11 protein-coding genes, 1 tRNA gene and 2 rRNA genes are annotated in these 14,727 nt (G+C 63.9%); 7 read left to right on the top strand and 7 right to left on the bottom strand.

The window, feature by feature from the left end; translation table 11 throughout:
* Positions 1-82: 82 nt before the first annotated feature.
* Positions 83-1,090, bottom strand: a complete 1,008-nt coding sequence (gap, locus tag AC4D2W_RS14570; RefSeq protein ID WP_490927640.1) for a type I glyceraldehyde-3-phosphate dehydrogenase — start codon at positions 1,088-1,090, stop codon at positions 83-85.
* 98 nt (positions 1,091-1,188) lie between these two features.
* On the opposite strand from gap, the gene AC4D2W_RS14565 reads away from it, so the two are divergent.
* Together AC4D2W_RS14565 and AC4D2W_RS14560 are read left to right on the top strand one after the other, a co-directional pair.
* Positions 1,189-2,397 (top strand): ROK family protein, encoded by a 1,209-nt coding sequence (locus AC4D2W_RS14565; RefSeq protein ID WP_490927639.1) that lies wholly within the window; start codon positions 1,189-1,191, stop codon positions 2,395-2,397.
* 300 nt (positions 2,398-2,697) lie between these two features.
* Positions 2,698-4,077, top strand: a complete 1,380-nt coding sequence (locus AC4D2W_RS14560; protein ID WP_490927638.1) for a histidine-type phosphatase — start codon at positions 2,698-2,700, stop codon at positions 4,075-4,077.
* A 76-nt stretch (positions 4,078-4,153) separates the two neighbouring features.
* Here the strand turns inward: AC4D2W_RS14560 and AC4D2W_RS14555 are convergent.
* Both AC4D2W_RS14555 and AC4D2W_RS14550 read right to left on the bottom strand, forming a co-directional pair.
* Positions 4,154-4,230, bottom strand: a tRNA-Thr gene (locus AC4D2W_RS14555).
* A 151-nt stretch (positions 4,231-4,381) separates the two neighbouring features.
* Positions 4,382-5,254 carry a DsbA family protein gene (locus tag AC4D2W_RS14550; RefSeq protein WP_490927637.1) on the bottom strand — a complete coding sequence of 291 codons (873 nt, stop codon included), beginning with the start codon at positions 5,252-5,254 and terminating at the stop codon, positions 4,382-4,384.
* A 167-nt stretch (positions 5,255-5,421) separates the two neighbouring features.
* Here AC4D2W_RS14550 and otsA point away from each other — a divergent pair, with 167 nt between their 5' ends.
* From otsA to AC4D2W_RS14525, 5 genes are all read left to right on the top strand, one after another.
* Positions 5,422-6,882 carry an alpha,alpha-trehalose-phosphate synthase (UDP-forming) gene (gene otsA, locus AC4D2W_RS14545; protein ID WP_490927636.1) on the top strand — a complete coding sequence of 487 codons (1,461 nt, stop codon included), beginning with the start codon at positions 5,422-5,424 and terminating at the stop codon, positions 6,880-6,882.
* Positions 6,879-7,655, top strand: a complete 777-nt coding sequence (otsB, locus tag AC4D2W_RS14540; RefSeq protein ID WP_490927635.1) for a trehalose-phosphatase — start codon at positions 6,879-6,881, stop codon at positions 7,653-7,655. The genes otsA and otsB overlap by 4 nt, the downstream gene beginning before the upstream one ends.
* Positions 7,656-7,785: 130 nt before the next feature.
* Positions 7,786-8,877: an ABC transporter ATP-binding protein gene (locus AC4D2W_RS14535; RefSeq protein WP_490927634.1), complete on the top strand. Its 1,092-nt coding sequence runs from the start codon at positions 7,786-7,788 to the stop codon at positions 8,875-8,877.
* A gap of 121 nt (positions 8,878-8,998) precedes the next feature.
* Positions 8,999-10,369 (top strand): DUF4032 domain-containing protein, encoded by a 1,371-nt coding sequence (locus AC4D2W_RS14530; protein WP_490927633.1) that lies wholly within the window; start codon positions 8,999-9,001, stop codon positions 10,367-10,369.
* A 129-nt stretch (positions 10,370-10,498) separates the two neighbouring features.
* Positions 10,499-12,229 (top strand): glycoside hydrolase family 13 protein, encoded by a 1,731-nt coding sequence (locus AC4D2W_RS14525; protein ID WP_490927632.1) that lies wholly within the window; start codon positions 10,499-10,501, stop codon positions 12,227-12,229.
* On the opposite strand, the gene AC4D2W_RS14520 is transcribed toward AC4D2W_RS14525, so the two are convergent.
* From AC4D2W_RS14520 to AC4D2W_RS14505, 4 genes are all read right to left on the bottom strand, one after another.
* The gene (locus tag AC4D2W_RS14520) at positions 12,213-13,586 is read right to left on the bottom strand and encodes an FAD-binding oxidoreductase (RefSeq protein WP_490927631.1); all 1,374 of its coding nucleotides are present in this window, start codon (positions 13,584-13,586) and stop codon (positions 12,213-12,215) included. The two genes, AC4D2W_RS14525 and AC4D2W_RS14520, sit on opposite strands and share 17 nt — an antisense overlap.
* Positions 13,587-13,595: 9 nt before the next feature.
* Positions 13,596-14,081, bottom strand: coding sequence for an SRPBCC family protein (locus tag AC4D2W_RS14515; protein WP_490927630.1), 486 nt, complete (start codon positions 14,079-14,081; stop codon positions 13,596-13,598).
* A 95-nt stretch (positions 14,082-14,176) separates the two neighbouring features.
* A 5S ribosomal RNA gene (gene rrf, locus AC4D2W_RS14510) occupies positions 14,177-14,293 on the bottom strand.
* A 310-nt stretch (positions 14,294-14,603) separates the two neighbouring features.
* Positions 14,604-14,727, bottom strand: a 23S ribosomal RNA gene (locus tag AC4D2W_RS14505); the annotation flags it as partial.

Below are 14,727 nucleotides of genomic sequence, written 5' to 3'. Positions count from 1 at the left end.
GCCGCCCGGACCGTGGAAGCGGTCCGGCGCGGCGCCGTCGTGCGTTGTTCTGTGCTGGTCTCCGGAAGGAGAGCGCTTGCCCCTAGAGCTTGGAGGCAACCAGACCGGTCAGGTCGACCAGGCGGTTGGAGTAGCCCCACTCGTTGTCGTACCAGCCGACAATCTTGACCTGGTTGCCCATGACGCGGGTCAGACCGGAGTCGAAGATGCAGGAGGACGGGTCGCCCACGATGTCCGAGGAAACAATGGGATCCTCGGTGTACGTGAGGATGCCGGCCCAGCGCGGGTCCTGTGCAGCCTTGGCGTAGGCGGCATTGATTTCCTCGACCGTGGCTTCCTTTTCCAGCGTGACCGTCAGGTCGGTGACGGAGCCGGTGGGGACGGGAACGCGGATGGCGAAGCCGTCCAGCTTGCCCTTCAGCTCCGGCAGGACCAGGCCGATGGCCTTGGCGGCACCGGTGGAGGTGGGAACCATGTTCAGGGCTGCGGCACGGGCGCGGCGCAGGTCCTTGTGCGGGCCGTCCTGCAGGTTCTGGTCTGCCGTGTAGGCGTGAACCGTGGTCATCAGGCCCTTTTCGATGCCGAAGGCGTCGTTGAGGACCTTGGCCAGCGGGCCCAGGCAGTTGGTGGTGCAGGAAGCGTTGGAGATGATGTTGTGCTTGGCGGGATCGTAGTCGCCGTCGTTCACGCCCATCACCACGGTGAACGCATCACCGGATGCGGGTGCGGAGACCAGGACCTTCTTGGCACCGGCGGAGATGTGCTTCTGTGCGTCCTCGGCCTTGGTGAAGAAACCGGTGGACTCGATGACGATGTCAACGCCGAGCTCGCCCCAGGGCAGGTTCGCGGGGTCGCGCTCAGCCAGGACCTTGATGGTGGATCCGCCCACTACCAGGTTGCCTTCTTCAACGGAGACCTTTTCGCTCAGGCGTCCGGCAACGGAATCGTACTTCAGCAGGTGCGCCAGCTGGGCGGGATCGCCGAGGTCGTTGACTGCAACAACCTCAAAGCCTTCTCCGTGCTCCAGTGCTGCTCGCAGGAAATTGCGGCCAATGCGACCAAAACCGTTAATTCCGACTCGTACCGTCATGGGGGCCTCCTCAGGCTCGTCAGGATTAGATTTAGAAACTAAATTTATTACCTCCTACAATTATGCTGTTATCACCGCCACACGTCAAAGGCAGCCTCATGGACCCCTCGGCCAACACGCCCCAGCTTCTGCGCCGCACCAACCTTCGTGCGGTGCTCGAGGTGCTGCGTTCCACCCCCTCTGCAACGGGCACCGACCTGATCGAGGCCACCGGCCTGACGCGGGCCACTGTCATTGCCGTTTGCGATGACCTGATCAGCCGCGGCTGGGCGCGGGAGACGGTGCCTCCCCGGCCCGAAGGCCAGAAAGGACGGCCCGCCCGGCGCTTCGAATTCAACGAAAACGCGGGCTACGTCCTGGGGCTCGACGTCGGCATCGCCACCGTCCGGGTATTGGTTGCCGACCTGGCCGGCACCGTCGTCGGCGGCTTTGAAGCGCGCTTCCCCCGCCACGGCGGTGCACCGGTTGAACGACGCCGGGTGCTCACCAACGCGGTTGATGCCGCCCTCAGCGACGCCGGCATCACGTCCGCTGCGGTGCTTTGCGTCGGAACGGGCATCGCGGCACAGGTGTCCGGTGACGGCACCCTCGCCCCGGGACAGCCAACGGCACCCATGTTTGAACTGGGGCTGCAGAAGGAATTCCGTGAAGTCCGGGGATGGCCGATGCTGGTGGAGAACGACGCCAAACTTGCCGCTCTGGCAGAACGCTGGCGCGGCGTGGGTTCCGGCGAAAAGAACCTTGCCGTCATCCTCGCCGGCGAGCGCCTGGGAAGCGGCATTATTGACGCCGGACGGCTGCTGCGCGGCTCCCGCGGCGGGACCGGAGCCATGGGCGGGCTGGAACTCGTGGAGGGTGTGGGCAATGAGGACGGCATCGCCAAACTCGCCCGCGTCTGGGGCAGCGCGGCCCTGAAGGCCGGTCACAGCGGGCGGATCCGGGAACTGGTGGGCCCCAAGACCAACCGTGCGTCCGCCCGGTACGTGTTTGAGGCCGCTGCGGATGGTGATCCCGTGGCAGAAGAAATCCTGGACCGGATCGCCCAGCGGATGGCGCGGGTGCTGGCCCTGGTTTCTTCGTTCTTTGATCCCCGGCTGATCGTCATTGGCGGCGCCGTGGCGGCGTCGGCCGAGGCACTGCTGCCGGCCATGACGCGCGAACTTGCCGGCTACGTGGCGGAGCCGCCGAGGTTGGCCGTCTCAAACATGGGCAAACTGCTGGTCCCTACCGGCGCCCTGCGCCTGGCCCTGGACTATGTGGAGGAGCATCTGCTGGAACTGGTGCCGCAGGTCCGCCGTCCCGGCTGAATCCACCGGATCCGCATCCTGCCCAGCTGCGGGTGCCCGGATAACGGCGGCCTGTCCTGTCCTGTCTGAACTTGTCATCTTCCGGTGGGTTGTTGTTTGGCTGCAGGTCACCTGCCCGTCGCCATGAGCTCCTACGCTCAGAAGCCGGCCCGGGGGACCTGAGCAATCGGCTTGGGTCACCGCCGCCGATGATGACCCGCAGGAGAGAAAACCATGTCACCAGCGACCCGTCCAACGGCTTTGCCTGCCCAACGGGAATGTCGCCCTGCACAACGCCGGCGAACTGTGCTGACAGCGGGAATGGTCGGTGCCGTCCTGATACTCACCGGCTGCGGCGCCGAGTCGCTTCCGGCGTCTGCCGAGAATGCTCCGGCCACGTCCTCGGCTGATGTAGCCAGGCTGGCCCTGGGGTCCAAGGCGACCTATGCGACACCTCATTCCGGACAGGAACTTCAGTCCCCGCCCGAGGGGTACGAGCCGGTACTCGTGGAACATGTTGCCCGCCACGGTTCGAGGCTGCTCTCGAGCAAGAAGTACGACGACCTCATCACTCAGCTGTGGGACCTTGCCAATGCCGAGGACGCCTTGACCGAAACGGGCCGCAAACTTGGGCCGGCGGTTCAGGAAATCACTAAAGTCCATGACGAACGGGGCTACGGATCTTTAAGCGGGCTCGGCGAGCGCGAACACACCGAGATGGCCGGCCGCGCCTATGACAGGATGCAGCCGCTGTTCGATGCCGCGGCGTCGAAGAACACTCCCATCAACATCGTGACGTCCGGCGTGGACCGCGCAGTGGACAGTTCCGCGAGCTTTGTTGCCGGCTTGGAAAAGGCGCAGCCCGCACTGGCATCAGTCATCCAGACGCCGGTCACGGACAAGGAGCTGCTGTACTTCCACGACACCGACGAGGCGTACAACGCCTATCTTGAAAATGACGAACGTCTTGCCGCAGCCATGGATAACGTTGAGGCAGACCCGGAGATCGAAGCTGCCGCCCACCGGGTCCTTGCACGCCTGTTTACCCCGGAGTTCATTGCGGAACTCAACGCCGGAACGATCAGCCTGTCGGATCGAGGCAAGGGCGAACAGAAGCTGGAAGGCGTCGTTGATGCAGCCATGTATCTCTATGAGCTGTACGTCATCGCCCCGGGAATGGCAGACGAACAAGCGATTGATTTTACGCAGTTCCTGACCGTAGAGGATGCCCGGACCCTGTCAGGAGTTTCCGAAGCCGAGGACTTTTATGAGAAGGGTCCCGGTTTCGAAGGCGAGGATGTCACGTACCGCATGGCGAAGGTCCTGTTGCGGGACATGCTCGGCTCGGTGACTGGAGTGCGGACCGGAGCAACCAGCCAGGCCGCAGACTTCCGGTTCACCCATGCCGAGGAGATCATTCCGTTTGCAGCGCTGCTGCAGCTGCCGGGAAGCGTCCAGCAGCAGGACGTCGACGAGACTTTCTCGTATGACAGCAATGAATGGCGCGGTGCAGAGGTGGCTCCGATGGCGTCAAACATTCAATGGGACGTCTACACCAATTCCAGCGGAGAGGTGCTCGTGCGGATGCTCTACAACGAGCAGGAAATTCCCTTCTCGTTTGACTGCCATCCGGCCCAGCCGGACAGCCTCTTCTACACGGACATCGAACTGGAGCGTTGCCTGGCCGACGCCGCGGCCTAGGTTCGGCAACTGCCGGCAGGGCATAAAAAAGCCGCTCCGCCTCAGAATTACATCTGAGGCGGAGCGGCTTTTCCCGTGGAGCCCCCTGCCGGATTCGAACCGGCGACCCCCTGTTTACAAGACAGGTGCTCTGGCCAGCTGAGCTAAGGGGGCGGCGCCGGCCAAAGCCGGCAACCGCCGTCGTCGTGCTTGAAAAAGGCAAACACGGCAACTGCGCTAGACAAGGTTAGCCCAGAGCGCCCGTTCCCGCGAAACCCGTAAGGGGCGGCGCTGGAAACGGGCGCACCGGAGAACCGAAAAAGAGTTACTTGGTGGCTGCGATTGCGCCCTCAACGGCGGCGGTGAAATCGTTCGCGTTGGTCTCGGCACCGTTGACGTACACGGCGGGGGTCCCGCCAACGTAGTCAACGCGGGCCAGGCGGTCGGTGTACTTCACGAAGGCACGGAAGCCGTCGTTCTTGATGCAGTCGGCGGCGTCGCCGGCGCCCACGGAATCAGCCATGTCAGCCAGTTCGGCGTTCTTCATTTCGCCCTGCTCATAGTGGCCGAAAATTGCAGTCATGAAATCCCAGTAGGACTCAGGATTGGTGTCCGCGACACAGGCGGCGGCATTAGCGCCCCGGGAAGAATAATTGCTGGGTGAACCGCGGTCCAGGAAAGCAACCGTGCGGTACTGGAACGTAACGTCCCCGGCATCCAGCCACGAGGCGATCTGGGAGTTGTAGGCAGCCTCAAACTCTGCACAGTGAACACAGTTCACGTCCACGTACACCACAATGGGCACCGGCTGGCCGGCCTCGGCGGGAGTAATACCCGGGGGAACCGGGGCGTCTTCCTTATCCTCGGTCGGTGCGTCCGGCAGCGTCGTGACGTCCACATCGAACGGTTCCTCGGGCTGCAGCGAGTCCGTGGACGTAACCGTAATACCGCCGTACTGGTTGGCATTGGCCGGAGACGTACCGGTTTCCGCCTCAGCGCCGTTGCCGCTGCGGATGGAATTAATCACGATCAGCGCAACGATCACGATGATGGCCACCACGGCAACCACCACGCCCCAGCGGATCAGGAGCTTGTTGCGCCGCTCCTTTTTCTTCTGGGCTTCACGCAGGGCGCGCGCCTGGTCACGCGCAGCAGCCGTACGATCAGCTTTGCTGGGCTTGGGGTTCCGCTCAGTCATAGTTCCTCATGTCTCTCTCGCACCTGCCCGTCTGGGCGTGCGGCCGGCAGGCAACAGTTTAGGCCAACGAGTGTGCAGGCCCTTACTTGCAACGGCTTCAACGGGCACAAAGTTTCCGGCCTTGGATAGAGTGGCCTAAACACTTAAGCCAACAAGGGGTCCATATCGTGAACGCTGCTGCCGCCGATTCCGCAGAAAATGCCAGGGACGGGTATGGCGATTTCGACTTCATCGTAGTTTCCAACCGTCTTCCGGTGGACCGGGTTAGCACCGACGAAGGCGAAAGCTGGCGGCGCTCCCCGGGCGGGCTGGTCACAGCGCTGGCCCCGGTCATGGCCAAGGCCGACGGCGCCTGGGTGGGCTGGCACGGAGCTCCGGACGAGGAACTGAACGAGTTCGATCATGACAACATGCATCTGCTTCCGGTCCCCCTGAGTGCTTCCGAGGTGGAGCTGTACTACGAGGGCTTCTCCAACGCCACCCTCTGGCCGCTCTACCACGATGTGATTGCACCGCCGGAATTCCACCGCACCTGGTGGGACTCCTACCGTACGGTGAACCGCCGTTTCGCCGACGCCGCGGCCACCATGGCGGCCAAGGGCGCCACCGTCTGGGTTCAGGATTACCAGCTGCAGCTGGTCCCGCAGATGCTGCGCAAGGACCGGCCGGACCTGAAAATCGGCTTCTTCAACCACATCCCCTTCCCGCCGCTGGAGATCTTCGCCCAGCTGCCGTGGCGCCGCAACATCATTGAGGGCCTGCTCGGCGCGGACCTGATCGGCTTCCAGCGTCCCTCCGACGCCAGCAACTTCCTGCGCTGCGTCCGCCGCTTTGCCGGCCACACGGTCCGGCAGCAGCAGGTGCACGTCACCACCAACGACGGCGTCTCCTACGTTTCGCGGGCCGAGGCCTTCCCGATTTCCATTGACGTGGACCAGATCACCGAGCTGGCCAAGCGCGAGGACATTATCGAGCGGTCCAAGCAGATCCGGCGGGAACTGGGAAATCCCAAGACCATCCTGCTCGGCGTGGACCGGCTGGACTACACCAAGGGCATCAGCCACCGGCTCAAGGCCTACGGCGAGCTCCTCGAGGACGGCAAGCTCAACGTCGAGGATGCCTCCCTGATCCAGGTGGCCAGCCCCAGCCGGGAGCGCGTGGAACAGTACCGGCTCCTGCGCGAAGAAGTTGAAGGCACCGTCGGCCGAATCAACGGCACGTACGACACCATGGGCAACACTGCCATCCGCTACCTCCACCACAGCTACCCGGTGGAGGAAATGGTGGCCCTGTACCTGGCCGCCGACGTCATGCTGGTCACTGCCCTGCGGGACGGCATGAACCTGGTGGCCAAGGAGTATGTGGCCGCCCGCATCAATAACACCGGTGCCCTTGTGCTCAGCGAATTTGCCGGCGCCGCGGACCAGCTGCGCCAGGCCATTCTGATGAACCCGCATGACATCGACGGGCTTAAGGACTCCATCCTGTCGGCGATCAACATGCCGGACCGCGAAGCCCAGCGCCGCATGCGTCTGATGCGCCGGCAGGTCCTGCAGAACGACGTCGAACGCTGGTCCAAGAACTTCCTCAATGCCCTGCAGCAGGTGGAGCCGGAGGCTGCCCAGTGAGCAATCTTCCCGAGGGGCTTGCAGAAGCACTGGCCCGGCTGGCCTCATCCGAAACACTGCTGGTCGCGCTGGACTTTGACGGCACCCTGGCTCCGCTGGTGGAACATGCCGACGACGCACGCCCGCTGCCGGAATCCGCTGCCGCGGTTGCCGCGCTGGGGGCCCTTCCCGGAACCTTCACGGCACTCATCTCCGGACGTGCCCTGGACAGCCTGCGCCGGACGGCCTCCCCCGAGCCGGAAACCATGCTGATCGGCAGTCACGGCGCGGAGGCCTGGACGGGGCCCAATGCGCAGCCGCTGCGGCTGACCCCGGAGCAGGCAAGCCTGCTGGCCCGCGCACGGCAGGCCGTGGAAACCGTGACCAGCGCACACCCGGGCACCTGGCTGGAAGAAAAGCCGGCCGGCGTCGTCCTCCATACCCGCAGCGCCCCTGATGACGTGGCATCCGCTGCGACCGATGCCGCCCGGCGCGGCCTCGGCGCGCTCGACGGCGTGCAGGTCACCGACGGGAAGCGGGTATTAGAAGCCTCCGTGGTGCACACGAACAAGGGCGAGGGCATCCGCGCGCTGCGCGAACTCACCGGAGCCGGGGCCGTGCTCTTCGCCGGGGACGACGTGACCGACGAGCGCGGATTCGCCGCCCTGCAGCCCGGCGACCTGGGTATCAAAATCGGGCCCGGCGACACCCGGGCGGCTTTCCGGGTCGAGTCCCCGGAAGCCTTTACCCAGGTCCTGGAAACACTGCTGGAACTGCGCCGCGGCGGCAGTTAAGCAGTACGGGCCGAGCGTATGGCATACTGACCCTGTGACCGCGGCCACAACCGCTGCCACTCGCTCTTTAACTCAATAGCACTTCACAACGGATCGTCGGGCACGTACCTGCCCGTGAAGGAGAAATATCATGGCAACGGTAACGTTTGACCAGGCCACACGCCTGTACCCGGGCACTGAACGCCCCGCAGTGGATAACCTCACCCTGGAGATCGCCGACGGCGAATTCCTGGTTCTGGTTGGTCCCTCCGGCTGCGGAAAGTCCACCTCGCTGCGCATGCTCGCCGGACTCGAAGACGTCAACTCAGGCCGCATCCTCATCGGTGACCGCGACGTCACCGATGTTCCGCCCAAAGACCGTGACATTGCCATGGTGTTCCAGAACTACGCTCTTTACCCGCACATGTCCGTGGCGGACAACATGGGATTTGCCCTGAAGATCGCCGGCGTCGGCAAGGAAGAGCGGATGGAACGCGTCCGCGATGCCGCCAAGCTGCTCGACCTTGAGGATTACCTGGACCGCAAGCCGAAGGCACTCTCCGGCGGTCAGCGCCAGCGTGTCGCCATGGGCCGTGCCATCGTCCGTAACCCACAGGTCTTCCTTATGGATGAGCCGCTGTCCAACCTCGATGCGAAGCTGCGCGTGCAGACCCGTACCCAGATTGCGTCCCTGACCCGGCGCCTGGGCGTCACGACGGTGTACGTCACGCACGACCAGGTTGAGGCCATGACCATGGGTGACCGCGTGGCGGTGCTCAAGGACGGAATCCTGCAGCAGGTGGACACCCCGCGCAACCTGTACGACCACCCCAAGAACGTCTTCGTCGCCGGCTTCATTGGTTCTCCGGCCATGAACCTGCTGGAACTGCCCGTAGTGGACGGCGGCGTGGCCTTTGGCGGCGCCATCTACCCGGTATCCAGCTCGGTGCTGGGCCAGGCTGCCGGTAACACGGTCACCGTTGGTGTTCGCCCCGAAGATCTGGAAATCGTGGATTCCTCCGGCTCCGGCCTGAAGGTGGAAGTTGACGTGGTTGAGGAGCTCGGCGCCGATGCTTACGTCTACGGCCACACCACGCTCGACGGATCCGATCGGGACATGGTCGTCCGTGTCGACGGCCGCCGTCCCCCGATGAAGGGTGACACCCTGTATGTCCGCCCGCAGCAGGGCCATGTGCACCTGTTTGACGCCAGCAACGGGGAGCGTCTGGCCGATCAGGCCTAAACCTCTCCGCTGATATGCGGTGGCTCCTGCACCTGTTCTAAACTCGTGTATGGGGCCACCGCATTGCTGTTTAACTCAGTACTGTCTTCCAGACAGAACGTTCACCCAAAGGCATGTGCTTATGACCGAACCCGCAGGCGCCCAGTGGCGAGATGAACCAACGGACTACGAGCAGACGGGCAAACTGCCGCGCCTGAGGACTGCTTCGCCGGAAAAAGCCCTGGCGTCCCTGAACATTACGGCAGCGTCCATGGACCCGGCGCTGCTGGACCTGCCCTGGCACCTGCCGCTGGAGGAGTGGCCCAAGGAGAATCTTGCCGCCCTGCCCCGCGGCATTTCCCGCCACGTCGTCCGTTTTGCCCGGATGGGCGACGAGTTGATCGCCATCAAGGAAACCAGCGAGCATGTAGCCCGGCAGGAATATCACATGCTGCGCAAGCTTCGCCGGCTCAATGTCCCGAGCGTGGCGCCGGTGGCCGTGATTACCGGCCGTTTTGATGCGGACGGCAACGAGCTGCAGCCCGTCCTGGTCACCAAGCACCTGCGCTTTTCCTTGCCGTACCGCGCCGTCTTTTCCCAGACCCTGCGCCAGGTGACGCTGACCCGTCTCATCGACGCCCAGGCCCTTCTCCTGGTGCGCCTGCATCTGGCCGGGTTCTACTGGGGCGATGTTTCCCTTTCCAACACGCTTTTCCGCCGCGACGCCGGCGCCTTTGCCGCCTACTTGGTGGATGCGGAAACCGGAGAACTCTATCCCGAGCTCTCCCGCGGGCAGCGCGAATATGATCTCGAGATCGCCCGGGTGAACATTGCCGGAGAACTGATGGACCTCGCCGAGGGCGGCCTGATCGAGGACACCGTTGATCCGCTGGCCACCAGCGAGCGGATCATGGACAGTTACCGGAACCTCTGGGCGGAGCTCACGGAAAAGGAGTCCTTCGAACTGGGTGAACGCTGGCGCGTGAATGCGCGTATTCGGCGCCTGAATGACCTCGGGTTCGACGTCGACGAACTCACCATCAAGACCACCGCCGACGGCACCCAGGTGCAGCTGCAGCCCAAGGTGGTCGACGCCGGCCACCACCAGCGCCGCCTGCTGCGCCTGACCGGTTTGGACGCCCAGGAAAACCAGGCCCGGCGCCTGCTCAATGACATGGATTCCTACCGGGCGGACAACAACCCGGACCTGGAAGAGGAACTCAGCGCACATCTGTGGGTCACCCAGGTCTTCGAGCCGATCGTGAAGTCCGTGCCGCGTGAACTGGGCAGCAAACTGGAACAGGCCGAAGTGGTGCACGAGGTGCTCGAGCACCGGTGGTACATGTCCGAGAAGGAAAACCGCAACGTGCCCATGGCGGAGGCAGTGCAGTCCTACATGGACACGGTGCTCCGCCACCGCCGGGATGAGGCCGCGATTCTGCTCAGCACCGACACCCGCACCATGAACATCCTGGAAGCGGGCGGCTCCCCCGATCAGATGGCTGACGGCTAACCTTCGCCGAGCAGACCGTCCCGCTCCCGCCTGTGGTGCAGTTCATGGCAGCACGGGCAGCGATTCGCTTTAATTGCGTTGATGGAACTGATTAAAGACCTTCCCCAGACAGGAGGACGCTCCTCAAGTATGTCCACATCAGCACTTTCCCGCTTACCAGGAGGGGTGCTCCAGACAGTACCCGTCCACGACGGACAGCCCGGCAAAGAGTGGTGGCGGTCCTCGGTGATTTACCAGATCTATCCGCGGTCCTTCCGCGATCTGCGCGGAGACGGTGTCGGCGACCTCCCGGGCATCACCGAAGAGATTCCCGCCCTGGCAGAACTGGCAATCGACGCCATCTGGCTCTCGCCGTTCTACCGCTCCCCCCAGAAGGACGCCGGCTACGACGTTGCCGATTACTGCGCCGTCGACCCGATCTTCGGCACCCTGGATGACTTCGACGCCCTCGTGGCCAGGGCCGGAGAGTACGGGATCCGTGTCATCGTGGATCTGGTGCCAAACCACTGCTCCGACCAGCATCCCCTTTTCCAGGCCGCACTGGCTTCGGCCCCCGGATCCCCGGCCCGCGACATGTTCATTTTTCGCGATGGTACCGGCGAGCACGGTGAATTGCCGCCGAACAACTGGCAGTCCCACTTTGGCGGTCCGGCGTGGACCCGCATCACCAACCCGGACGGCACCCCCGGCCAGTGGTACCTGCACCTCTTCGATACTTCCCAGCCGGACTTCAACTGGGACAACCCTGCCGTCCGGACGGAGTTCGAGCGCATTCTGCGCTTTTGGCTGGACCGCGGCGTGGGCGGCTTCCGGGTGGACGTGGCGCATGCGCTGATCAAGAAATCCGGGCTGCCGGACTGGGGCGGGACGGCCGACGGCGCGTCCTCGGAGGGCTTCCCGGGATACGAGGCCCCCATGTTCGGCCAGGCAGAAATCCACGATATCTTCCGGTCCTGGCGGAAGCTCCTCGATGAATACGACGGCGACCGGGTGCTCTGCGCCGAAGCGAACGTGGATCCGCTGGACCGGTTGACGGACTGGGTCCGCTCGGACGAGATGCAGCAGGCCTTCAACTTCGCCTTCCTGACGCATCCGTGGGATGCCCCCAAACTGCGCGAGATCATCGATTCTTCGCTGAAGGCTTTCGACAAGGTGGGTGCGCCCACCACCTGGGTGCTCTCCAATCACGACGTCGTCCGGCATGTGTCCCGCTTTGGGCTGGAAGCCAACACCCTGCGCAGCGGCGACGGCATTGGCCCCCTCGACACCCAGCCGCAGTATCAGCTGGGTGCGGCGAGGGCGCGGGCAGCGACGCTGCTGATGCTCGCCCTGCCCGGCGGGGTCTACCTCTACCAAGGTGAGGAGCTCGGGCTGCCCGACCACACCCTGATGGCCGATGAATTCCGGCAGGATCCGACGTATCACCGCACGGCCGGGCTCCGCGTCGGCCGCGACGGCAGCCGCGTGCCGCTGCCCTGGAAGGTCAGCGAACCGTCCTACGGGTTCAGCAGCACCGGAAAAACGTGGCTGCCGCAGCCCGGTTACTGGGGCCGTCACGCACGCGATATCCAACGCAGCGATCAGTTCTCGTCGCTGAACATGTACCGCAAGGCTCTGGACCTGCGGCGTGAGCTTGGACTGGGTGCCGGAACCCTGGCCTGGTGGCCCGACCATGACGGCGAGGGCCTGGTGGCCTTCGTCAACAACAACGTCCTGGTTGCCATGAACATGGGCGAAAACCCGGTGCAGCTCCCGGAACTTCCCGTCCTGGCCACCAGCTCGGCCTCCGCCCTTGAGGGGACGAAAATCCGCCCCAACAGCACGGTCTGGCTTCAGCTGCCGGCTACCGCGGAAGAATAGCCTTTCCGGGATTGAGAATCCCGGCAGGATCAAAGGCAGCTTTAATGCGCCGCTGCAGTTCCAGCACTTCCTCCTGCTGTTCCTGCGCGAGCCAGCGAAGCTTGAACTGGCCCACTCCGTGTTCGCCGGTGATGGTGCCGCCCATCGCAAGGGCGACGGCAATGGATTCATCGAGGGCAGCGTCCAGCCGTTGAACGGCAGCGCTGCCCTCAGCCTTTTCCACCCAAAAGGTCGGGTGCAGGTTGCCGTCCCCGGCATGTGCCACCACTTTCAGCCGGACCTGGTGCCTGCGCGCCATGGAGTTGAGTTCAGCTATATAGGACACCAGCCGGGACCGCGGCACCGCCACGTCCTCCCCCACCCGGTGTTCGGTGTGGACAGCGTCTCCGCGGCTGTGCCGGCGCAGGTCCACCATCTCCACCGCTTCATCCGAACCTTCCACGGTGACCAGCCCGCCGGCGGCGGTGAGGACTGAACGGACAACGTCCGCCTCGGCATCTGCCCCGTAGCCGTCAGTTTGAATCAGCAGCAGTGCAGCGCCGCGGGAGCGCAGAAGGGACCCGTGGGCGGTATCCAGCGCCACCATGGTCTCGGCGTCGAGCAGCTCCATAATGGCCGGCTGTACACGCGCACGGCCGACCGCCAGCACGCCGGCTGCCGCGCTTTCAATGTCCGGGAAGAAGCCGGCGAGCGTGCATACTTTGACGGGCAGGTAGCGCAGCCGCACGGTAATTCCGACGACGATGCCCAGGGTTCCTTCGGAGCCCGTGAAAAGCCCGGTCAGGTCGTATCCCGCCACTCCCTTAAAGGTCTGGTGTCCGGTGCTGATGAGTGTGCCGTCAGCGAGTACGACGTCGAGGGCAAGTACCGAGTCCCTGGTCACCCCGTACTTGGCGCAGCGCAGCCCGCCGGCGTTGGTCGCCACGTTCCCGCCAACGGTGGACATCCGGTAGCTCGCCGGGTCGGGTGCATACATCAAGCCGAACTCGGCAGCTGCATTGTTGAGATCCGCATTGATGACTCCGGGCTCTACCCTTGCCAGTTCATCTTCGGGCCGAATCTCGAGGATCCGGTTCATTCGTTCCAGGCTGAGCACAATGCTGCCTGCGGTGGCGTGTGCGCCGCCGGAAACTCCCGTCCCGGCGCCGCGCGGAACAACTGCTGTTCCGGTGCGCGAGGCCCAGCGCAGGACCTGCTGTACGTCACCGACGGTCCGCGGCCACACAACGGCCAGCGGATTGACGTACTCCAGCACGGGCCCCTGGTCGGTGCCGTAGGCCGCCAACACCTCGTCTGAGGTTTGCACCTCAATGTCCGGCAGGGAGCGGGCAAGATCCAGGAGCGTGTCGGGCGTCATACGAGGATGCTACCGGGCACCCATGAAACGTGCGTAACGGTCAAGGATCTGCGGCCAGGCCACTGCAAATTTCCCCGCCGCTTCCTCGGCTTCCGGAACCGTTGCGAACCCCGAATGCTGCACAGTGACACTGGTGGTTGCCGCGTCCACCGGCTCAAAGGAAATACGGACTTCGGTTGGGGTCTGCGGGCTGTGGCCACGTACCCAGTCCAGGACAATTTCGGAATCCTGGACCCGTTCTGCCACTGTGGCCCATACGGCGCTCTCCCCCTCGGGGCCGCTTTCCGTCAGCGCGGCTGATTCAATCTCGGGGTGTGTTCCCTCGCCGAACTCAGTGAATTCTTCCGGCCACCAGAGATGCAGGTATTCGGTGAAACCGTTGAACGCTTCATGCAGCTCGCGGGGCACTTGACGCTTTACGACGACGTCCGGAACGGAGGCTGCATCCTTCGCCGGCTCGGGCTGCTCAGCGTGCGAAAAAAGGGAAGAGTTCATGGTCCAAGCCTAGCCCGCCCGCGATATGTCCCGGGGTGTTAAACAGTTCAGGCCCGCACCATACGGTGCGGGCCTGAACCTCTCTGCCAAATATTGTCCGGCGGTGACCTACTCTCCCACACCCTCCCGGATGCAGTACCATCGGCGCTGTGGGTCTTAGCTTCCGGGTTCGGAATGGGACCGGGCGTTTCCCCCACGCTATGACCGCCGTAACCCTAGCCCCGGCCACACACGTGCGGCGGGAAATCTGTGGGTCACGACCAGGACACCATCCCTGGCATCCCGTCATGAACATGATCGTTCCAAGCAGACACGCCACCCCTCAAGGGCACGCACCTGCTCATTGTGACCACCCATCACAATCCCCCGGTCAAAGGGGGACAGCAGTGGTGGTCTGTTCCACGGGTAACAAACCCCTCGGGTTTGTTGTCCGGGAACCACATAGTGGACGCAAGCAGCATGATCTAACACAATCCTTCTTTGGCGGGAACGTTTGAAGTCGTTTCCTGCCCAGACTGTGGTGTGGTGTAAGTTATCGGCCTATTAGTACCGGTCAGCTTCACGGGTCTTTAGTCCCCGCTTCCACATCCGGCCTATCAACCCAGTGGTCTGGCTGGGGGCCTCTCACACACAAGGTGTATGGAAA

The sequence above is a fragment of the Arthrobacter sp. TJ-58 genome (genome assembly GCF_058269295.1).
This window is presented reverse-complemented; position numbering and strand designations above follow the sequence as displayed.

Coding starts and splice junctions, on each gene's coding strand:
- gap (WP_490927640.1), bottom strand. CDS start 1,090: ATGACGGTACGAGTCGGAATTAACGGTTTTGGTCGCATTGGCCGCAAT.
- AC4D2W_RS14565 (WP_490927639.1), top strand. CDS start 1,189: ATGGACCCCTCGGCCAACACGCCCCAGCTTCTGCGCCGCACCAACCTT.
- AC4D2W_RS14560 (WP_490927638.1), top strand. CDS start 2,698: ATGGTCGGTGCCGTCCTGATACTCACCGGCTGCGGCGCCGAGTCGCTT.
- AC4D2W_RS14550 (WP_490927637.1), bottom strand. CDS start 5,254: ATGACTGAGCGGAACCCCAAGCCCAGCAAAGCTGATCGTACGGCTGCT.
- AC4D2W_RS14535 (WP_490927634.1), top strand. CDS start 7,786: ATGGCAACGGTAACGTTTGACCAGGCCACACGCCTGTACCCGGGCACT.
- AC4D2W_RS14530 (WP_490927633.1), top strand. CDS start 8,999: ATGACCGAACCCGCAGGCGCCCAGTGGCGAGATGAACCAACGGACTAC.
- AC4D2W_RS14525 (WP_490927632.1), top strand. CDS start 10,499: ATGTCCACATCAGCACTTTCCCGCTTACCAGGAGGGGTGCTCCAGACA.
- AC4D2W_RS14520 (WP_490927631.1), bottom strand. CDS start 13,586: ATGACGCCCGACACGCTCCTGGATCTTGCCCGCTCCCTGCCGGACATT.
- AC4D2W_RS14515 (WP_490927630.1), bottom strand. CDS start 14,081: ATGAACTCTTCCCTTTTTTCGCACGCTGAGCAGCCCGAGCCGGCGAAG.